Origin of the sequence: Paenibacillus sp. RC67 (genome assembly GCF_030020805.1) — a bacterium.
Taxonomy (GTDB): domain Bacteria; phylum Bacillota; class Bacilli; order Paenibacillales; family NBRC-103111; genus Paenibacillus_S.
Map to the genome: position 1 here is coordinate 2105554 of NZ_CP125098.1, position 21375 is coordinate 2126928.

Annotated in this window: 13 protein-coding genes; 10 read left to right on the forward strand and 3 right to left on the reverse strand. The window is 46.8% G+C overall.

What is annotated here, in order from left to right; translation table 11 throughout:
* The first annotated feature begins 22 nt into the window (after window positions 1–22).
* The 4 genes from QMA13_RS09500 to QMA13_RS09515 all read left to right on the forward strand — a co-directional run bounded on the left by QMA13_RS09500 (window position 23) and on the right by QMA13_RS09515 (window position 4405).
* Window positions 23–784 carry a DeoR/GlpR family DNA-binding transcription regulator gene (locus tag QMA13_RS09500; RefSeq protein ID WP_349254223.1) on the forward strand — a complete coding sequence of 254 codons (762 nt, stop codon included), beginning with the start codon at window positions 23–25 and terminating at the stop codon, window positions 782–784.
* A 305-nt stretch (window positions 785–1089) separates the two neighbouring features.
* Window positions 1090–1836, forward strand: coding sequence for a VanZ family protein (locus tag QMA13_RS09505; RefSeq protein WP_481858212.1), 747 nt, complete (start codon window positions 1090–1092; stop codon window positions 1834–1836).
* Between the two features lie 186 nt (window positions 1837–2022).
* Window positions 2023–2880: an SMR family transporter gene (locus tag QMA13_RS09510; RefSeq protein ID WP_282941133.1), complete on the forward strand. Its 858-nt coding sequence runs from the start codon at window positions 2023–2025 to the stop codon at window positions 2878–2880.
* Between the two features lie 214 nt (window positions 2881–3094).
* Window positions 3095–4405: an ABC transporter substrate-binding protein gene (locus QMA13_RS09515; RefSeq protein ID WP_282941134.1), complete on the forward strand. Its 1311-nt coding sequence runs from the start codon at window positions 3095–3097 to the stop codon at window positions 4403–4405.
* Between the two features lie 97 nt (window positions 4406–4502).
* Here the strand turns inward: QMA13_RS09515 and QMA13_RS09520 are convergent, their stop codons facing one another.
* Together QMA13_RS09520 and QMA13_RS09525 are read right to left on the reverse strand one after the other, a co-directional pair.
* Complete coding sequence (locus tag QMA13_RS09520) at window positions 4503–5189, reverse strand: response regulator transcription factor (RefSeq protein WP_282941135.1); 687 nt, start codon at window positions 5187–5189, stop codon at window positions 4503–4505.
* Between the two features lie 114 nt (window positions 5190–5303).
* On the reverse strand, window positions 5304–6806 hold the full coding sequence (locus QMA13_RS09525) for an ATP-binding protein (RefSeq protein ID WP_282941136.1): 1503 nt from the start codon (window positions 6804–6806) through the stop codon (window positions 5304–5306).
* Between the two features lie 147 nt (window positions 6807–6953).
* On the opposite strand from QMA13_RS09525, the gene QMA13_RS09530 reads away from it, so the two are divergent.
* From QMA13_RS09530 to QMA13_RS09550, 5 genes are all read left to right on the forward strand, one after another.
* Window positions 6954–8270, forward strand: coding sequence for an ABC transporter substrate-binding protein (locus tag QMA13_RS09530; RefSeq protein WP_282941137.1), 1317 nt, complete (start codon window positions 6954–6956; stop codon window positions 8268–8270).
* Window positions 8271–8571: 301 nt separating this feature from the next.
* Window positions 8572–9459, forward strand: a complete 888-nt coding sequence (locus tag QMA13_RS09535) for a carbohydrate ABC transporter permease (RefSeq protein ID WP_028547567.1) — start codon at window positions 8572–8574, stop codon at window positions 9457–9459.
* Window positions 9460–9483: 24 nt separating this feature from the next.
* The gene (locus QMA13_RS09540) at window positions 9484–10362 is read left to right on the forward strand and encodes a carbohydrate ABC transporter permease (protein ID WP_282941138.1); all 879 of its coding nucleotides are present in this window, start codon (window positions 9484–9486) and stop codon (window positions 10360–10362) included.
* Window positions 10363–10368: 6 nt separating this feature from the next.
* A complete protein-coding gene (locus tag QMA13_RS09545) occupies window positions 10369–11802 on the forward strand; it encodes a sulfatase family protein (RefSeq protein WP_282941139.1) in 1434 nt (477 codons plus the stop codon).
* Window positions 11803–11967: 165 nt separating this feature from the next.
* Entirely contained in the window at window positions 11968–18711 is a 6744-nt protein-coding gene (locus QMA13_RS09550; RefSeq protein ID WP_282941140.1) for a polysaccharide lyase family 8 super-sandwich domain-containing protein, read from the forward strand.
* A gap of 60 nt (window positions 18712–18771) precedes the next feature.
* Here the strand turns inward: QMA13_RS09550 and pyk are convergent, their stop codons facing one another.
* The gene (gene pyk, locus QMA13_RS09555; RefSeq protein ID WP_282941141.1) at window positions 18772–20187 is read right to left on the reverse strand and encodes a pyruvate kinase; all 1416 of its coding nucleotides are present in this window, start codon (window positions 20185–20187) and stop codon (window positions 18772–18774) included.
* A gap of 180 nt (window positions 20188–20367) precedes the next feature.
* Here pyk and QMA13_RS09560 point away from each other — a divergent pair, with 180 nt between their 5' ends.
* The gene (locus tag QMA13_RS09560; RefSeq protein ID WP_282941142.1) at window positions 20368–21153 is read left to right on the forward strand and encodes a helix-turn-helix domain-containing protein; all 786 of its coding nucleotides are present in this window, start codon (window positions 20368–20370) and stop codon (window positions 21151–21153) included.
* Window positions 21154–21375 lie beyond the last annotated feature (222 nt).

The window sequence follows — 21375 nt, forward strand, 5'->3', positions numbered from 1 at the left end:
AGAGGATGGAAATGACTTGTTCGTGCAGCAAAGGCATCAAGCCATCATTCATAAAATCAATAAGGAAAAATCCGTCGTTGTTTCCGATTTAATCGAGATGTTCGGCGTTTCATTCGAAACCGTGCGCAGGGATTTGGAGTTTCTGGAGAAGGAAGGTTTCCTGAGACGGGTTCACGGAGGAGCCATTCTAGCTGACATTGACTATAAGAAGGAGCAGCCGTTAACTTTTCGCGAAACGAAATTCGTGGAGGAAAAGAAGCAGCTCGTCGAGCTGGCAACGAAGTACGTGGAGGAAGGGCAATCCATCGCGCTGGACGTGAGCACGACGAATACGGAGTTCGCTAGAGCATTAAAGCGGAAGTTCGATCGGCTTACTATTATTACCAATTCTCTTCCTATTGCCAATGAGCTCGTAGATATGCCTGATTATACGATCATTTTGACAGGTGGGGTCATCCGCAACCAGGAGCGGGGAGTTGTCGGTGATTTGGCGGAAGCCTTCGTATCCCAGTTTCACGCAGATCTATTCTTCATGAGCGTGAGCGGCATTTCGCTGGAGGAGGGCGTTACCGATTACGGAATCGCTGAAATCCAGCTGAAGAAGATTATGCATAAAAATGCCAAGAGAACCATCGCTCTCGCTGACAGCAGTAAGTTCGATGTCGTTTCCTTGATCAAAGTGTGCGCTATCGACGAAGTGGAGAGGTTCATAACGGATTCTTTAATCGACCGTGAGATTGTGGATAAGTATGCGAGTCACGGTATTCCAATCGTGTATGAGTAATGTCAATAAAAATATAGAGCACGGATTCCATTGGGGTGGAGTCCGTGCTTTTGTTTTATCAAGTAAACCCATGCAAACAAAACTTTTTACTTGGTGTGGCTACCGTACTATGGGGATGCTGCTCGCCTCCTTAGGCTCAAAAAATCTTTTTCCATGATACAAATGCTTTCCTTCCCTTGTCTTCCTTACATGAGGAACAACAATAATATATTTTAACTTAAGGAGACATTAGGGAGAGAGTATGGAAGTGAATTTACGGAAACTCATCTTTGTAGGAATCTTTGTATACACCATTCTAATTTTATATTTCATGGTTATATGATTTTGGAAATGTTGCTGCTTTTATCCCTTTTGGAATATTCATTCCCTTGTTGTATCGTATACGCTTTGGGAAGTTCATCCTCTTCTTTATCCTAGCGATTCTTGTGCTGGAGACGCTGCAAGCTTTAACCTATCTTGGCAGCTTTGATATAGATGATGTGATATCCAATACATTAGGTGCAGGGATCGGATTCGTTGCTTATAAGGTTGGTTTTTCTTCGAAAATTTCATTTAAAAAGCTCGCGGCTTCGGCATTATCTATAGGTGTACTTTTAGTTGGAATTATGACGATCTCTGAAACTATCCATTATGCTATGGCAAAAAGAGAAGGGCCTATTCAAGCATTAAGTGATCTGAAAGAAATGAATGAAAGTATGCCTATGACTAGAAAGCTTCCAAGCTTCACCGTTGCAGGTGAGAAGGTAGAGCCCAAAATGAACGTGTACAGCAGTGAAGATGGAAAAAGCACAAAATACACTTATATCTTAGGAAACAAAAAAGATGTCATGTTCTATGGCTATTATGGTATTCTCGACAATGAGGATTTCCAAGGCGAGGTCACGTTATTGGTGGATGGAGAATTGAGGGCACAGCTAAATGAACAATATGATGAGGATGCAGTAGTTCTAGACTTCCCAGTGGACAGGATAAACGAAGTTACGTTTATAATAGCCGGGAACGCTAAGCTTTGGGATGTTGGCTTCACTGAGATGAAGCATTGGTGGGAGTAGCAATCTAGTGCCATCATGATGCATATTTTTGTCCGTCAGGGACAGAAGTATGCATTTTGTTGTTTAGGCATGTTACATAGGGATTGGTGAACATCTTTTTCTATGTAGTTGTAATTGTGTTATTGAAATTGTGTGTGTTTGTGTGTTATTATGTGTGAACTAGCAGGTGAGAGGGGATGGCTTGGTGTGATTATTGTTTCGTTGTTACTTGTTATTTGTTCAGGCCTGACTCATGCGGTCTGGAATTTGTTTGCGAAAAAAAGTGAGGAGAAGGGCTTGTTCCTCTGGGCGATCCTAATTCCCTCTATTGTGATTTTGCTTCCATCTTCAGTGATGGAACTCATTCACGCGGACTTATCGGCATCAGGGTACGTATTAGTTGTCCTTTCCTTAGGGCTGCAGGCCGCCTATGGTTTATTACTTACCGAAACGTATAAGCACGGTGATTTATCACAGGTTTACCCTGTAATGAGAGGGACTTCTACCTTGCTCATTCCGACGATAGGGGTTATTTTTCTGGGAGAGTCACTGTCCCTATTGGGTTGGCTTGGCTTAGGCTGCATCCTAGCGGGGATTTTTATTATGAGTGGGCGGACTTTTGGCCGAAATATCGGAGGGGCACAGCGGAAGCCGCTGCTGCTGGCGTTATCGGTTGGGTTATGTACGACATTTTATGTACTAGTAGACAAACTTAATCTACATAATTTATCGCCCTTCACCTTACTGGAGATTGCAAATATCGGATTTGTATTGGGGATTTCTAAATCTGTTCTTGGCGTTCCTAGCTTGAAAAAGCAGCTAATCATGAATTGGAAAGGAATTGCTGTTGGAGCGATTTTGAATCCGGGCTCTTACTTGTTATTCCTCTATGCTATGAGCATTTCTCCGTTGTCGCACATATCCCCAATACGCGAGATAGGCATTGTGTTTGGAACGATTCTGGGGGTATGGCTTCTGAAGGAAAAACAAGCGACTCAACGAATCATCTCATCTGCCATCGTTGCGCTGGGCATTATGCTGGTGGCAGCGTTCGGCGCATCATGAGCAAAGCGTGAACATTACCTGGAAAATGTGAATATAGTGCAAAAATAGATGAATATTGTGGTCTCTGCTGCAATGTTCATTTGTTATATAATAAATGAAAGCGCTTTATGTAAGCGTTTTAAAAAAGAGTTTATTTATATTCAGTATAAAAGAAGTCATCACGGCACCTATTATTGTTTTATGATTATTTCATTTAATTTAGGGGGTCACAGAAATGAAAAAAAGAAATCAAGTGATGCTTGCTTCAACCTTAAGTGGTCTGCTTCTTATGTCTGCGTGTGGTGGTGACAGTGGAGGGTCCAAAGAAAGCCAACCGGCTAAGGTCGCTAGTGATGTCAAACGAGACCCTGTAGAAATTACGTTCTACCGTCCCAATACAGGAACAACGGATGAACAATTTATGGACTTGATGGGCAAAAAAATTAAAGAGAAATTCCCATACGTGACCCCCAAATTTATACCCTTCGGTACAGGAACGAGCATCAATGAGGTGATTGCATCTGGACAAGAACTCGATATCGTCATTCTTTCCATCGGTTTTGTTGCACAATTCCAAAACTACAACCTGCAGACGGATTTGAACGAATTTATTAAGAAAACAAATTACGATACAAACCGTCTGGAAAAATCAACGTTTGATTTTATTAAGGACTATGGCAAGGGAAGCGTATTTTCACTACCCATCTTTACAACGGCTGAAGTTCTAATGTACAACAAGGACTTGTTCGATAAATTCGGTGTTTCTTATCCGAAGGAGGGCATGACCTGGGACGATGTGTATGAGCTTTCCAAAAAGATGTCCCGTAATGAGGGAGGTACCCAGTATTACGGTTTAATGACTTCTGTTTCACATATGGAGAGGGTAAACCAGCTATCGCTTCCGTTCGTCGATCCTAAGACAATGAAGCCTGTGGTAGATTCGGAAAAATTCAAAATGTTTGCTGAGAACTTTGCTAGATTTTATAAAATACCGGGAGCCATTGTGCCAAAAGAAAGACAAGGGAAAGAGGCCGATCTATTCCTCAAGGACAGGACGCTTGCGATGTACGCTTACTTTAACAGCACCATGGTAGGTGCTCCTGCTGATATGAACCTGGATGCCGTTCCGCTTCCTTCGTTTAAAGAAGCACCAGGAGTCGGATCTCAAATGTATCCTACATTAGCTAGTATAGCCAGCACAAGCAAGCATAAAGATGTTGCTTTCGATATATTGGCTTACTTGACTTCGGATGAGATGCAGGAGAAGTTCGCGGCTGACGGTACCGGTATGCCTGTTGTAAACAATTCGAAGCTGATCGAATCATTCGGTAGAGATATCCCGACGCTCAAAGGAAAAAACATCAAGGCATTCTATCCGACTAAGCCGGCACCGATTTCGCCTAAAACCGTCTATGACGATATTGTGGAAAAACCAACGACAACTGCGTTCAGAGAGGTTGCCCAAGATATAAGCGATGCGAACACAGCTTTCCGCAAGGCGGCGGAGCAAGCGACCAAGGATATCGAGGCGGCGGCAAAGAAATAAAGCCGCAGTTAGAGCGGACATAGTTGCAAGCTCAGGTTAAATAATTATAAAAACGGCAGCTTCGGGACTTTCGAACGCTGCCGTTTCTGTGTGTCGATCATAGCTTCCTCAACACCTCGAATATTTTTAATTCATTGACCGTTGCTACAACTTCAGCGGTGCTCTGCATTTTGAATTTTTTCAGGATGCTGCCAGCCTGTTTCTTAATCGTTTCATATTCGACGGTTCGTTCCTCGGAAATTTGCTTGCGCGTTTTATTTTCGCATAGAAGCTTGAGCACTTGAAGCTCACTTGGAGTCAGCTCCGAAATAATTTGAATGACATAGAGCAGACTTGTTTCGGTTTTTTTGATGCGAACGAATTCTTCGCGTATTTTCTCAGCGATCATTGGACGGATAGGGGAGCGGTTATGAAAAGCGGAGCGAATGGCTTCCACAATTTCTTCCTTTTCCGCGGTTTTAAGAATATAATCCATAATACCGGTTTGAAAAGCGGCAAATATAATATTGTCGTCCTTGTGGACCGTCAGTACAATAATTTTAATATGTGGGAGCTTCTCGTTAATTTGCTTGGCTGCATGAATACCTGCTAACGGATCCTCCATTTCGATATCCATGAGTACAATGTCCGGTTGATGCATGGCTGCGTACATCACTGCTTCGTAACCCGAGCTTGCTGACGCTACACTCTCCATATCCTCGCAAGCGGCGATGATGCGTTCAAGCCTTCTGCGATGGGCCTCCATATCGTCCACGATAAGTATTTTTATATGATCCCCGTTCATTTCAAGTGCCTCCCCTTTTTAACTCTCTTGTCTGAACCTCGGCGAATGGGGGTATATTTCATTCCCCTACCTTATTTTTGTAATTCCTAAAGAACAGCTTTGATCGGGCTGATCCTAAATGACAGGTAGATAAATACGGAACGTTGTACCCTCTCCTAGCTTGCTGTCGACACTGATCTTACCATCGTGGCCGGATACAATTTTGTGACAGTACGAAAGGCCGATCCCCCAATTATGAATCGATGGTTTGGTCGAGAAAAATGGGGAGAAGATCATATCCAAATGCTCCTTCGGCATACCCGGCCCATTGTCGGTAATGGAGATCATTCCCCAGCTGTCCTGACGTCCCAGTTGAATCGTGATAGCTCCATCCGCCGAACCGGCTATCGATTCGAGAGCGTTTTCAATAATGTTATAAATCGCTTCAGCCATATGCTGCTGATCAATATAAGCTGAAGGGATTTCAGCACTGGCTACAAATTTGATATCTGCCTGATGGGGGCCTTGCTTGACCAGTGACAATGCTTCCTTAACGGGAAGGTTGAGGCGGCATGGCTGCAGGTTCAGCTCGATCGATTTGAGCTTGTGAACCGCATCGCTTATACTTTCCATCGCGGCAGAGCACGACTTCAGCATCAGGTCCAGGCTGTACGATGTATCTTCATCGTCTGCATGCTTCTCCTTCAAATATTCCGCTTCGGAACGGACGGCGAGCAGATGATTTTTCAAAGCGTGAGTAAAGGCCCTGGCTCCCAAGGATGCCGTATCGATGCTTTTGTTGATTTGAACGTCCTGATTTTTGTGATAAGCCTCTATAGAATTATATTTAAACACGATAAATAGCAAAAAGGCCAGCGCCGCAAACACAACATAAGGAAATACGTACAACGTTAGTGGGTAAGAGCCGATAGGGGGCTGAAGGTAGTTGTAGTAGCCTTGCAGGTAGGTTGCGATGACCAGGTTTTTAGGAGCCCATGAGAACAGCAGGAAATGAATCAGGACAACAGGAATCAGGCTCAATATATGATATAGAGCATAGTTTTTCAGAAAGCGAATCTTTGGATAATTCATATAATAATTGAGCAGCATCCAGAAGGCGATTAGGATAAGCGCATCTCCCGCATAACGGAAACCGTATTCAAGAAAATGAATCACAGAGCTTAAAGATAGCCCTTCCGTACTGGCACTATTCACGGCAATGTCTTGTAGCCATATTTGAATACCCGGATCGTAAAATACAAATGAAATGATAGAAAACATGGCAATAGCCGTATAAATATTGGCGTTTGTACGTTTTCGGGAAGTACGTGTAAAGGAAACGGCAAAGCATAAAAGTGACCCGTTAAACAAAATGATGCCGCCATTCAGTAAACGAATCAGCATGTTGACGTTGAATTTGGTCAGCACCAAGTAGTTCCATGTTCCTGGACTGAAGTTAAAGAACGTATGAATGATATTGTAGTAATAATTGAATTTACTCAAATACAAAGTAAAGGAAACGAACGAAATGACCCATCCGAGGATAATGCCGAACATGAATCGGGTGGACAGGCTGTTGAGCTTACGATAAGTGAGAAGAATCGAACAGACGATAAACAATAGCGTGAAATAGATCATGTTGAACGACTCCAGATGTCAGATTACGGGTGAATGGAAGAGGGGGAATAAAACTTTCACCTTCTGCGACCGGCTCGAATTCCCCTATACTATAGACAGCGACGAAAGCGTAATCATTATGATAACAAAACAAGGGATGGATGTAAAATGAAAAAAATGATAAGTGTTGCCTTAGCGGGGACCTTATTGGTAGGGCTTGCAGCAGGCTGTGGTGATAAACAGGCCGAGAATAAAGCGGCGGATAATGGGTCTTCATCGGATTCGAAAACGATTAATCTTCGCATGACGATACTTCCTGATGACTTGGAAACGACCAAGCTGGCGTATGAAGAATTCAAGAAAGAAAACCCGAATATCAACGTTCAGTTCGAGACGATTCCTCAAGCGCAATATTATGAGAAGCTGCGTCTGCAATTATCCGGTGGGGAAAAGATTGATCTGTTCGGCGGCAATATGGACGTATTCCTGGATACAGGAATTTTGGAGCCTTTGGATGATTACATTAAAAAAGACAATGTGGACGTGTCCGGCTTCGGTCCGTTGTACGACGGCATGAAGGTGAACGACAAAATGTACGGATTACCTTACCGCAAATCCAATTACATGCTGTATTACAACAAAACGCTGTTCGATCAAATGAACGTGCCTTATCCGAAAGCGGACATGACCTGGGACGAGTTCAGAGACTTGGCTAAGAAAATGACCAAAGGCGAGGGTGCCAACAAAATTTACGGTGCTTACTTGCAGCAATGGGCGCAAACCTGGTACATGCAGACCGTTCAAACCGGAGCATCCATTATTGATAAGGATCTGACTCCATTCAAAAAAGCGCTCCAATTCCGTAAGGATATGGAGAAGGATGGCTCGATTATGCCATGGTCCGAGCAAGTGACGACTTCTGCACATTACAATTCGGCGTTCCAAAAGGGCAACGTAGCGATGAATCTAATCGGTGACTGGCACGTAGCGCAGCTTCGTCAAGCGGAAGCGGATAAAAAAATCAGCTTTGATTGGGATGTCGTGCCGATTCCTCATCCTCCAGGTGTAGCAGCTAATACAAGCTTGGCGACTCCGGTATCGATCATGATTAACAAGGATTCGAAGAACAAAGAAGCGGCGTTCAAGCTGCTGCAATTTATGACGGGTGCCAAAGGCGCAAAAGTATTTGCATCTAAAGGCTTCCTGACCGGTTTTACGAACGATGATATCCGCAAAGCGTATGTTGGCGACGGCAGCATGAAGCCGAAGAACATTCATTACTTTGTAGAACAAAAGGAATATCCAGAGTATCCGCTGCTACCAGGTGTGAAAAACATCGTCGTCGGCAATATCTATTTGCAGGAAGGCGAGCTGGCGTTATCCGGTGGCCAAACGGTTGATCAGGCGATCCAAAAGATCGGCGAGCGCGTTCAGAAAGAATGGGCGGATAAATACGCCAAGGATTACAAAGCAGGCAAAAAATAATTATTAGATAAAAAAATGAATCAAACTTTGCTTGAGCTTGTGAAAAGGGTTCTGACGGTTCGAGAGACTTGCGATATTTCCCAACTAGTTAGGTAGGATATTCCCCTGGAAGAGTTTATGTCCGCCTTTGAAATTCATGAAAATACCTATAAAAATAGTTCGTGTTTCATGGGTTTCAACAGCGGCTGGAGGGGGATATTCTACCGGTACCCTTTTGGCAAATATCATTGAAAAGTTTCTTACAAACATCTGTGTTTCACATCGTAAGGCAAAGTTTGATTACAGGAGGGAGTTGGACCGCGTGCAGGCATCCAGAGCACTAACTAGAAGAAACCGGCTGGTAGGGTATGCTTTTTTGCTCCCTAATATACTCGGCTTCCTGACGTTCATCTGCTTTCCGGTTATTGCTTCATTTGTGATGAGCTTTACCGATTGGAACGGCTTCGGAGCTATTACATTCGCAGGCTTGGATAATTATAAACGATTGATTGGGGACGAATCGTTCCGCATCTCGCTGTTGAACAGTATCGTGATGATGGTCGTTTCGGTTCCGCTAACGCTGTTGTTGGCTATTTTGGCCGCTGTAGCACTGAACAAAGGAATCAAAGGTCTGAAAATCTTCCGTACAGCGATATTCCTTCCCCATATTACGGCTACGATAGCGGTTGCGGTTGTGTGGCAGCTGTTGTTCAATCCGACGATGGGGCCAATTAACGGGATGCTAAGAAGTATTGGCGTAGACCATCCTCCTGCATGGCTGGCCTCTACTCAATGGGCGTTGTTCTCAGTCATCATAGTAACGATTTGGCAAAATGTCGGCTACTATATGGTTCTGTATCTCGCTGGACTTCAGGGGATTCCGAGGGATTTGTACGAAGCAGCGGAGATCGATGGAGCGGGTAAGCTGTCGCAGCTCATTAAAATTACGGTGCCGATGCTTTCTCCGGTTATTTTTTTCACGGTCATTATGGGCATTATCAACTCCTTTAAAGTATTTGATTTAATATTCCTTCTGACCAAGGGTGGACCTGGCCGCTCAACGCATGTGCTCGTTTACGATATTTATTACACGGCTTTCCAAAGATACGAATATGGCTATGCATCAGCTATGGCCTATGTGATGTTTGCTATTATTGTCCTGATTACGATCATTCAATTCCGCGGACAGAAAAAATGGGTCAACTACTAACAGACGAACGGGGATGACAAGAGAATGAATTCAGTCACACAAACTTCTAAACAGCCGCATTCCTTGAAGCTGTCCCGCTCGTCTGGAGCGTGGGTTGGCAAAGGGCTATTGTACTTGGTGCTAATAGCTGTGGCAGGATCAATGATTCTGCCATTCCTATGGATGATATCGGCTTCTTTCAAATCGGAGGCGGAGGTGTTCGGTTTTCCGATTCAATGGATTCCAAGCAAGTTCTACTTCTCGAATTATTCGAAGGTATGGAGCGACCTTCCGTTTTTTACTTACTATTTTAATACGATTAAAATTGCTGTCAGTACTACGCTGCTGCAGATCATTACGTGCTCTATGGCCGCGTACGCTTTTGCCAAGGTACGGTTTCCTGAACGGGACAAAGTGTTTTTCCTATATATCACGACGATGATGATTCCGTTTCAGGTCATGATGATTCCGCAATTTTTGCTGATGAAGCATTTTGGGCTGTTAAACTCCCATTGGGCGCTGATTTTGCTTGGAGCATTCAGTCCGTTCGGCGTCTTCTTGTTCCGTCAGTTTTATATGTCGATTCCCGAGGAGCTGTCGGAAGCGGCACGTATCGATGGATTAAGCGAGTTCGGCATTTTTGCCCGAATCATTATGCCTCTGACACGTCCGGCTATCGCAAGTCTTACGATCTTCACCTTCATGCATTCGTGGAATGATTTCCTGGGTCCATTAATTTATTTGAACGACGATGCGCTCTTTACGCTTCAGCTTGGAATGCAGCATTTTCAGACGGAGCACGCGACCGAATACGCTCCGCTTATGGCTGCAGCGGTATGTGCCATTATTCCGACCATCATTATTTACTTTATCGCTCAGGATCACTTCGTTGAAGGCATTTCTGCCGGAGCCGTGAAAGGGTGATGGGCAGTGACGAGTGATGGGCAAAAGGGGAGAAGGCCGAATATCGTCTATATCTTCGCAGACCAATGGCGCAGGCAGGCTGTCGGCTATCGGCAGGAGGATACGGTGTGGACACCTAATATCGATGCATTCGCAGAAGATAGTCTCGTCTTTGATCATGCTGTTAGCTGTACTCCATTGTGCTCGCCGCATCGGGCAGCTTTAATGACGGGAACGTATCCGCAGACGAACGGAGTTTATACGAATTGCAAGATCGGTGCAGATATCGCTCTTGGAGAAGATGCAATCGGAGTGGGTGACGTCCTCAAGAAAGCTGGGTACTGTACAGGTTATATTGGCAAATGGCATCTGGATCTTCCTGAGCAAAATGTAACGGAGCATCCCGTGTCCGGTGCTGAAGGCTGGGATGCTTACACGCCCCCGGGGCCGAAAAGGCACGGCTTTGATTTCTGGTATTCTTACGGAACTTATGACGAGCATTTGACACCCCATTATTGGAAAGACACGCCTGATATGATTCAGGTCAACCAATGGTCCGTTGAGCATGAGACGGATGTGGCGATAAGCTATTTGCGTCAGCAAAGCGATCAAGAAGCCCCATTTGCCTTGTTCGTGTCTTGGAACCCTCCGCATAGTCCGTTTGATCAAGTGCCGGAAAAGTATAAAGAGCAGTATAAGGACGTTCCGTTGAAGTGGCGTCCCAATGTGAAAGCGGAAGGGCTAGTCGCTCATACAGGAGAACCCATTGAGGATGGAATGGACAATCTGGAACGGTATATGAGAGATTACTGCGCAGCAGTTACAGGAATCGACGAGCAATTCGGAAGAATCGTACACACGCTTAAAGAGCTTGGCTTGGAACAAAATACGCTGGTCGTGCTGTCCTCGGATCATGGAGAGCTGATGGGAGCTCACGGATTAATGGCCAAGCACTCGTGGCATGAGGAATCCATCGGCATTCCTTGCCTCATGAAATGGCCGGAGAAGATAGAAGCAGGAAGAACGGATTTATTGTTCAACAGCGTAGATATTATGCCAACGCTGCTGGGGCTTGCAGGATTGGAGGTTCCATCCACAGTGGAAGGCGGAGACTATTCGGGCACGGTGCTTGGATTAGAGCCGGTCCCGGATCATCCCGCCTTCCTGTGTGCCTTTCCTGGGCGTAAAGATGTAATGGAACAATTTGCAGCCCAAGGGCTTGATAACAAGCTTTATGGATGGCGGGGAGTCCGCGACCGGAAATACACCTATGTCGTGCATCGGGGCTATTCGGCGGTAGATCCGGATTTTTGCTTGAGATTGCTCTATGATCTGGAGGAGGATCCTTATCAGCTGAATCCGTTATTGATGCAGAGAGCCTCCCAGCATCCGGCAGCACAGGAGTTGAATACAGAGCTTCAAGAGTGGCTCATTAGAATGGGTGATCCATTTGAAGTGTAGCTGGTTCATTCTATTATGTCAGTTGGCAAGACGGTAGCAGAAATAACCTGATCACGCCATAGTGCGTGCAGGTTATTTTCCCTATACACTCCTATTTTTTTGAAAGGAATTGATAGCGCATACATAAGGTTGACGTTTCAAAGCAAAATTGAAGGAGGGTAAAGCATGTTGAAGCAATGGAAGGGGTTTACGGCTTTTGTATCCAGATTTCTTATTTTTACGCTTCTATTCTCATCGTTTTCTGTATGGGCATGGTATGAGGAAGTAAAAGCGGCGGGCACGGTTTATGTGAAAGTTACTTTTGATTCTTATCCTACAACGCCTTCTACGGCAGGACCGACAGCGGAAACCGGAGGCAACTGGGGAATGTACAATGTAAATGTCGCGACAGGCGATTATGCGGTAGGGGAAGTTGTTTACGGCCGCACTGATCGAAGCTTGAGACTCGTGGCTACGACCCCCGCTAAGGTGGTCAATACGGCAAGAACGCTATCCACGCCGATAGGCGGTAAAGTTGTATTGGAGTCCAGTACTATGTTTTCCGATACAACCCATCCCCGCAGTGCGTTTGAATTAAAAAGCTCCAGCGGCATTTATGTAACACCTCTATCTGTGGATGCAGCAGGGAAAATGAAAGCTAACACTAAGGATATCGGGGCTTATAAGGCGAATACGTGGTATAAGCTGCGGGCCTTCGTAGACAATACGAACCGCTTGATGGATGTGTTCTTGGATGATCAGCCTGTACTCCTTGGCGCAGCTCTTCCTGCACAGTGGGATAAAATTTCTTCCATTAAATTCTCCCAGACGGGAGCTGACGGCTCCGTAGGTAGTATGGTCGTCGATGATGTAAAGATATCAGAGTTTGCTCCGGTAGATGGCATTGCACTTCCAGCCAGCATGTCTGTTGCTTCGGGAAGCTCGATTTCCGCTACTGCTTCTCTACTTTGGACACCGGCTGATCCTTCCGACCAGCGGATTCAATGGTCCTCAAGCAATCCGGCGGTGGCGATGGTGGATGATCGGGGAATTGTAAGCGGTATCAGCAATGGGACTTCGATCATAACGGCTCGTGCGTTAGATGGAAGCCAGACCGCTTCGACGGAGGTGTCGGTTAAGACGTATGTCCCGGTACAAAGTGTCGTGCTTCCTCCAACGGCACAGGCAGCTGTGGGCTCCAAGGTCCCGCTTCAGGCTGTGATTGAGCCGGCGAATGCCAGCGATCCTCGTCCCGAGTGGTCCACTGACAAGCCTGAGGTTGCAACCGTGGATGCATCCGGTGTCGTGACCGGAGTATCGACAGGTCAAGCGATCATTACCGCTAGAGCGGTAGACGGAGGGAAGACGGCCTCTACCGTCGTAACGGTAAGCATCGCTTCCGTCCCCGTGCAGTCCATAGCACTGCCATCGAACATTGACATGGATGTGAAGGATGAAGTCACTTTAAGGCCACGTTTCACGCCGTCCGATGCGACGAATCGGAATGTGACTTGGTCATCGAGCCAACCGGATGTTGCATCCGTGGATGCAGCAGGCAGGATTCAATCCTGGAAGCCCGGAACCGCATCCATTACGGTAACCTCTCAGGATGGCGGTAAGACAGCTGTCTCTCTGGTCACCGTAAGGCAGCGTGACGCGAACGAAGGAAACGAGTACGACCGGCTGCGGCTCAAATGGAAAAAGACGCTTGACGGAGGCACTTCATTCGATAGGAATGATTCCGATATCACAGCTATTGTCTATTCGACCAACAGCAATGCAGCCCAGTATTGGAGTACGCTCCATACGAACGCGGACCGTACTTTGTTGTGGGATGACATTCTTTCATCTTCAGATACATCTGATTTTGTGACCAGCAATTATACGAGATTGAAGACGATGGCACTTGCTTATTCCATGAAAGGCGGAGCGTTGTATCATCATTATGGTCTGAGAGACGATATTGTGGAAGCCATGGAGTTTCTTTACCGCGATCAATATAACGAATCCGGGAATCAGTATGGTAACTGGTGGAATTGGCAGATTGGCGTTCCGCTTAAGCTCGCGGATCTTATGGTGCTGCTGTACGATGATTTGACAAAGGATCAAATTGAGCGGTATATCCGAACGATGGATCATTATATCGGCGATATTTCTCTCCCGACTTTTACGCAGACCGGCGCCAACCGGACGGATATTTTGACGGCGGAGCTGCTTATGGGAATCGTCCAAAAAGACACGGTACGGCTTGGCAATGTCCGTGATCAAATGAGCCCATTGTTCCCGTATGTGATCGCAGGTGACGGGTTTTATGAGGATGGATCGTTCGTCCAGCACTCCACAGTTGCTTATACGGGAAGCTACGGTGAAGTGTTGATTCGCGGAGTGGGCAATTTGCTCTTTATGCTGCAGGGGACGACTTGGAGCGTGACGGATCCTCAAGCAGCCAATGTGTACCGATGGGTTAAGGATGCTTTTGCTCCGGTCATTTACAACGGGCAAGTGATGGATATGGTGCGCGGCCGCGCAATCGCGAGGGAAAACAACACCGGCAACACAGCAGCCGGCGGCATCATCGGAGCGGTGGCCCGACTGGCCCAATTCGCTCCGCAGCAGGATGCAGAGGCGATCAAGAGCTTGATTAAGCATTACTTGCTGGCGAATCCGACTTATAACTATTACAAGCAAATAACGGATATCGAGACGATGCAGACGGTGAAGCAGTGGATGGCTGATCCTTCTATTGCCGCTAAAGGGGACGATCCTTCGCATTTTGAATTGAATGCCATGGCACGGTCGGTCCACCGCGGGCAGGATTACGCTTTCGGCGTCAGCAAGAGTTCAAAACGGATTCAAACCTATGAGCTGACCAATGGAGAGAACGGCAAGGGCTGGTATACCGGTGACGGAATGACGTATTTGTACAACGGGGATGCAAGCCAGTACATGGGCGATTTCTGGCCTACCGTCAATTTGTACCGGCTGCCCGGAACTACAGTAGATACGAGGGAAAGAACAGTGCCCAATTATCAATACGGGGACGGAGAGGGCACGCCTAGCAATGCTTGGGCAGGCGGAGTAACACTTGGCGCTTATGGGTCGTCAGGAATGAACCTGCAGCAAATCGGGACTACGCTCACGGCGAATAAATCCTGGTTCATGTTTGACAACGAGATTGTTGCGCTCGGCTCTGGGATCAGCAGTAGTGATAACCGTCCCATTGAAACGACGATTGAGCAGCGGAAGCTGAATGCAGCAGGTAATAACGATTTTATTATGGACGGCGTGCGGATGTCTTCTGCTCTGGGCTGGTCTGAAGTCAAGAATGGGGTGCATTGGGCGCATTTATCAGGCAACGTCCCAGGATCGGACATTGGGTATGTGTTCCCGGGTACTGCAAACCTTAATATGCTGAGAGAACAGCGTACTGGAGCCTGGAAGGACATTAATGATAATCCATCGATTTCGACCGATCCGAGAACGAACCGTTTTATGACGATGTGGCTGAATCATGGAAGCAATCCGCACAACGAGACGTACAGCTACATCTTGCTGCCGAATCGTTCGGCTGCGGGGACAGGCGCATACTCGGCTAATCCAAGTGTTACGATACTGGAGAACTCGCCGGATGCTCAAGCAGTGTACGAAAAGAATCTCCAGATTACGGGTGTTCATTTCTGGAAGGACGCCTTGAAAAAAGTGGATTTCATAACGAGCAATAGACAGGCATCCGTTATGGTTCGTGAACAGGCAGGATCTAACCGGTTGGAGCTGGCGGTATCCGATCCGACGCTTGAAAATACGGGAACTATTGAGCTGGAGTTGAACCGGTCGGCAGCGGCAGTGCTGTCTTCAGATCCTCAAGTGTTCGTTACCCAGCTTGCACCTACCATTAAAATAACGATCAATACTGGAGGCACCCTAGGAAATTCGCTGAATGTAGTGTTCGATACGGACCCGCTCAAGCCAAGACCAGAGCCGGAAACGCCTATTCACGAACCGGTTAATCTCCCGGCTCCGCTGCCTGAGGTCGAACCGATCACCCATGTTTATGACGTCTTTGACGATCAAATTCAGGGGAATCAGCCGTTGGAGTGGAGCATATCTACGGACAGAAATACATCTGCTGCTTTGGTACCCTTGTCCAATACAGACGGGTTAGCGCTGCGATTGATAGACCGGAACAGCGCGGGGATAGTGACCGCCAAACGGCCGTTTCTGAAGCAAACAGGCAAGGTAGACATGGAATGGAGCTTTGCTTCCACATTGGCCGGAGCCACTCATACCTTCGAGCTGATGGACGGTACAACTCCGGTCATAACACTACAAGCAGGCGACAAGCTGAGCCGAATCAAGTCTGACGGGATGAAGGTGCCCATAGCCGATGTTTCCGCTAATCAGTGGAACTTGCTCAAGCTGCGGATTGATCCGGCGGCTAACCAATATGATCTGTACTTGAACGGTAAATTGGTGGCATGGAGGGCGGAATTCAGCCATCCTGGCAGCGGGGTTGACTCCCTGCAAATTCAAACCGGCATGCAGGACGCTTCATCAGTTCTCTATCTCGACAATTTCATTATCTACAAATTTGGCGCCGTACCTCTGGTGAATGAAACGTTCAACGATGCTGCGACAGGCTCCAAGCCCGCAGGATGGACGATAGCCGATAAAGCGGCAACTGCGGAAGTATCCGTTCAGGATATGCCGTCTGCTGTGAACAAAAGCTTGCTGCTAAACGATAACGATGCCAAGTTTTCTGATTCGGCGTTAAAAACTTTTGTTCCCCAGTCCGGGAAGCTTGGAGTGGAGTGGCGCTTTTATGAGAAAAATACCGGCAAGTTCTCAGCCTTTGAGCTGATGAGCGGCAATACCTCGGTAGCCAAGCTCAGCTCGAATGGCACCTTGAAGTTAACCGGTCCTGGGAATGTAACGACCGATTTGGTTAAGGTTCCTGTATTAAACTGGCATACGGTGAAGCTCGATGTAGATATTAGTAAACAACAGTTTCAAGTGTACTTGGATGGGCAGCAGGCAGCTGTGGATGCGCCATTCTGGAATCAAGGCGGCCCTATCGATGGCATCCGCTTCAGCACCAGCTATGGAGCAGTCGACGCGCCAGTTTATATCGACGATGTTAAGGTGTATTCGTTCGTTCCAATGGCCGAGCGGGTAACGGTGACACCGGAAGCATTGTCTTTGAAGGTCGGTGAAACGGCTTCGCTGCTTGGCTCAGTTGCTCCGATCGGTGCCGTGAACGGCACTCTTGTCTATGAAACGTCGAATGCACAATCCGTAACGGTTGACGTATACGGGCATGTTACCGCGATAGCTCCCGGAGCAGCGACCGTTACGGTGCGTACAGCTGACGGAACAGAACGAGCCTTCAGCGAGGTCAGCGTTGCCGCCCAGCCCGGTACTAGCGGAGGCGGAAGTGACGGAAGCGGAGGCGGAAGCGACGGAAGCACCGGAGGAGGCGGAAGTGGCGGAAACACCGGAGGAGGCGGAAGTGGTGGAAACACCGGAGGAGGCGGAAGCGACGGAGGCACGAGTGGAGGCGGAAGCGACGGAGGTACGAGCGGAGGTGGAAGCGACGGAGGCACGAGCGGAGGCGGAAGCGACGGAGGCACGAGTGGAGGCGGAAGTGACGGAGGCACGAGTGGTGGATCCACAGTAGCTTCAATGTTGGTGAAGCTGGACCATCTTTTGCAGGTTAGCAAAACCGACAGCGAATTGACGCAAGCAGCGGCAGGCCTGTTAAATTCTGCATACACTTTTGATATCCTGGCTACGCCATCACCAGATCGATTCATTGCAGCGTTAACCTTAGAAGAACTGGACAGAAAGCTTAAAGCTGCCAATACTTTCAGGCTTGCAGCGAATGAGCATTTATTTAAAAGAGGCATATCTTTTGATCAAAAGACCGTAACCCTGCATATAAAATCATCATCGCAGGACTTGCCTGTTTTGCTTAGATTGCCAGCATCCCTATTCGCATCGGGATGGACAGTGCTCACACAAGTCAACGAAGTATCAATTCAATGGCTAGCGAATGCTTTACCGTTACAGGATGCTGAGTTGCTGCAACTTGAAGTACGCAATAGCTTATCTGCTCGATATCCGGAGTTTGAACTAAAGCTGCAAGCAATATCGAAGGAAGGAAGAGAGAAATCCATAACAAATTTCTTTACACCTGTGCAGGTTCAGCTTCCTTATCAAGCTGCCCTCAATGAAGCTACGGATTTGCTTACCGTTTTTTATATTTCTGATACAGGTGAAAAAGAGAACAGAGCGGGAAGATACGACGCGTCGACAGGCAGCATGAGCTTCAGTACGGATCATTTCAGTACGTATGCGGTATTGCCGAATCCGGTTGCATTTGATGATCTTCCGGCTTCCCACTGGGCCTCCAGAGCTGTTTCCTCTATGGCTGCCAAAGGTATTGTAGAAGGACAAGGTCCATTTATATTCCGTCCTGACGATTTTATTACAAGAGCGGAGTTTGTCAAGCTGCTTGTAAGTACAGCTGATGGAGGATTAACCGAATCTAAGGCGGAATATATGCTGCCGTTCAGTGATGTTGTCTCGGACTCTTGGGAATACAGGTGGATACAAGCGGGCTACAAAGCAGGATGGATTGAAGGCACGAATGACGATTGTTTTGAGCCAGCAAAGACGGTTAAACGCCAAGATGCAGCAGTGATGATTGCTAAAGCAATGTATAGTGGGGAAATGCCGACGGCTTCTTCTGTGAAACGGTTATCCGACTTTAAGGATGGAGCACTTGTTTCTGGGTATGCAAGGGAAGCAATGGCTGTCTTGCTGCAGCGCGACCTAGTACAAGGCGATAATCAATTACGATTGAACCCAACAGGGGCTCTAACCAGAGCTGAAGCGGCAATGGTGCTGTACCGACTATTTTCTAATAAATAATTAAATTAATAAAACAAGCAGCGGAGCCTGAAACAGGACCTGCTGCTTGTTATTGTTTTTTTATACGTGTTGAATTTTGATCAAGTTGGTCGAACCGGATTGACCTACAGGCACTCCCGCCGATACGACAACAAGATCACCGGATTCAATAATTCCGGACTGTACGCCGGCTTTCATCGCGGATTCAAACATAGCGTCGGTGGATTCCACTTTTGGACCTTGAACCGGAGTTACTCCCCAGCACAATGTCAGTCTGCGCTGTACCCAATCGTTTGCGGTAACGGCGATAATAGGTGATTTAGGACGGTATTTGGATACCATTCTCGCACTAAATCCGCTTTCGGTCGGTGTGATAATTGCTTTAGCGTTCAAGTCGAGCGACGAGCTTACGGCAGCACGACTGATGACTTCAGTGATCGTTTTTCGAAGCTCCGATTTGTTGGTCAGCATCTCTTCGTAAGGCAGCACTTCTTCAATATTTGTAGCGATAGCAGCCATCGTACGAACGGATTCGACAGGATATTTCCCAGCAGCCGTTTCACCTGATAGCATAAGCACATCCGTGCCGTCGTATACGGCATTGGCTACGTCACTGGCTTCAGCCCGTGTAGGACGAGGATTCGATTGCATCGAATCGAGCATATGCGTTGCGGTAATGACGGTTTTGCCGACCGCATTGCTCTTTTGAATCATTTGCTTTTGGATGATCGGCACATCCTCTACCGGAATTTCTACCCCGAGGTCACCCCGAGCGACCATAAGACCGTCGGATGCTTCCAATATTTCATCCAGGTTGACTACGCCTTCCTCATTTTCAATTTTCGAAATGATGTGAATGTGGGAGGCGTTTTTTTCTTCGAGAATGCGTCGGATCTCCAAAATGTCACTTGCTTTACGGACGAAAGAAGCAGCGATAAAGTCGGCATTTTGCTCAACCGCGAATTGAATGTGGAGAACGTCTCTTTCCGTTACGCCTGGCAGCGAGGTGCGCACACCTGGCAAGTTGACGCCTTTACGCGACTTGATAATACCGCCGTTCAAAATACGGCACTCAATCTCTGTTCCTTCGATCGATTCGACCTTTAACTCAATCAAACCGTCGTCAATCAACACGCGTGAACCCACCGTGACATCCTGGGTTAACTGCGGGTAAGATACGGAAATCCGTTTTGCCGTTCCTTTGATTTGCTCGGTTGTCAATGTAATCGTCTCATCTGTACGAAGCTCGTAGGATGCTTCCTCCAGCAAGCCTGTACGAATTTCGGGTCCTTTAATATCGATTAGAATTGATATTGTTGCTCCGAGTTCTTCTGCAGCCTGGCGAACTCTGGCGATTCTTCCGGCATGATCGGACAGTTCTCCGTGAGCCATGTTAATACGTGCGCCGTTCATTCCAGAACGGATCAATTCTTTCAAAGTTTCGACAGAATCACAGGCAGGTCCCATAGTACATAAAATTTTTGTTTTGCGTGTCATAGTCAGTTCCACTCCTCTGTATATGTGCTGTTGGAACTCATTGTAGGGAAATTTGTCGAAGAATACTATGAAACATAGTATGCTAAATGTATAATAGTATGATGGTTTAGTATGTAAAACGGACAACAGATGCATGGCAAGTTAATGCTGCGCTACAAATTTTTTAAGAGGTGATCCAGCATGATCTACATCGAAAACGTACACCAGGATACAGGGGTTCATTGGTTTGAAGAGTATGAGGAAGGGGCTCCGTGGTATGTGTTGGTTCTCGTAAGCTACGGTAAATGTCTGTATTGGATCAACCATGAAAAAATCATGCTGGAGAAGGGAGATTTGCTGCTTATCCCGCGTGGCGTTCCCTTTTACGGGAAAAGTATACCAACGGTAACCCATGAGAAGTACGTTGTTACCTTCTGGAACGATTCCGCGTCGCCTCTGCTGCCTTTGCTGACTTCAGCTGAAAGCTGCAAATGGAAGACCGGTAAGTATGAATTGCTTTTTCAGCGCTTCCGGATGATGAATGAGGAGTGGAGGGAGCAGCTTCCTTACAGGGAGGCCATGTGCCAATCGTTGGCGTTGGAAGTATTAACGCACTGGAATCGGGAGTTGGATGAGGGCAAGCCTTCATCGGCTAAAGAGCAGCATGTCGAACGGATGAAGTCGTATGTTCAAAATCATTATCGAGAGAAAGTGACGAAGGAACACTTGGGAGAAGTGATCGACAAAAGTCCTAATTATGCCGCCGCTTTATTCAGTGGAGTGACCGGGCAGACGATAGGTGAATATGTACATGGCTTACGGATGAAAACCGCTATTTATTTGCTGACTCATTCTCAGCGCACGATAGGGGATATTTCCGATTACTTGGGATATTGCGATCCATCCTATTTTCATAAAGTATTCAAAAGAGAGACTGGGAAGTCCCCCGCCGCTTATACGAAAGAGAGAGAAATTCCGCCTCAGTAAAATATACTCTAGATTAGTGTGATCCCCCTATTCAATGAAAAAAAAGCCCTATAGGTTACTTGGAATAATGTGTTTAAGCTGAAATTGCAGCCTATTCTTTCCATCCAGAAACGATGCTTACTGTGGGTTCCGCTGCAGGTGTGCTCGAAGAAAGGAGGTCAATATTGTAAACGCTACCATGATTCTCTTCTATACAAAACGATGACTAATTGACCGTAGGGA

Bases quoted from the DNA above. Each gene is read 5' to 3' on its own strand.
- QMA13_RS09515 (WP_282941134.1), top strand. From the start codon at position 3,095: ATGAAAAAAAGAAATCAAGTGATGCTTGCTTCAACCTTAAGTGGTCTG.
- QMA13_RS09520 (WP_282941135.1), bottom strand. From the start codon at position 5,189: ATGAACGGGGATCATATAAAAATACTTATCGTGGACGATATGGAGGCC.
- QMA13_RS09525 (WP_282941136.1), bottom strand. From the start codon at position 6,806: ATGATCTATTTCACGCTATTGTTTATCGTCTGTTCGATTCTTCTCACT.
- QMA13_RS09530 (WP_282941137.1), top strand. From the start codon at position 6,954: ATGAAAAAAATGATAAGTGTTGCCTTAGCGGGGACCTTATTGGTAGGG.
- QMA13_RS09540 (WP_282941138.1), top strand. From the start codon at position 9,484: ATGAATTCAGTCACACAAACTTCTAAACAGCCGCATTCCTTGAAGCTG.
- QMA13_RS09550 (WP_282941140.1), top strand. From the start codon at position 11,968: ATGTTGAAGCAATGGAAGGGGTTTACGGCTTTTGTATCCAGATTTCTT.
- pyk (WP_282941141.1), bottom strand. From the start codon at position 20,187: ATGACACGCAAAACAAAAATTTTATGTACTATGGGACCTGCCTGTGAT.
- QMA13_RS09560 (WP_282941142.1), top strand. From the start codon at position 20,368: ATGATCTACATCGAAAACGTACACCAGGATACAGGGGTTCATTGGTTT.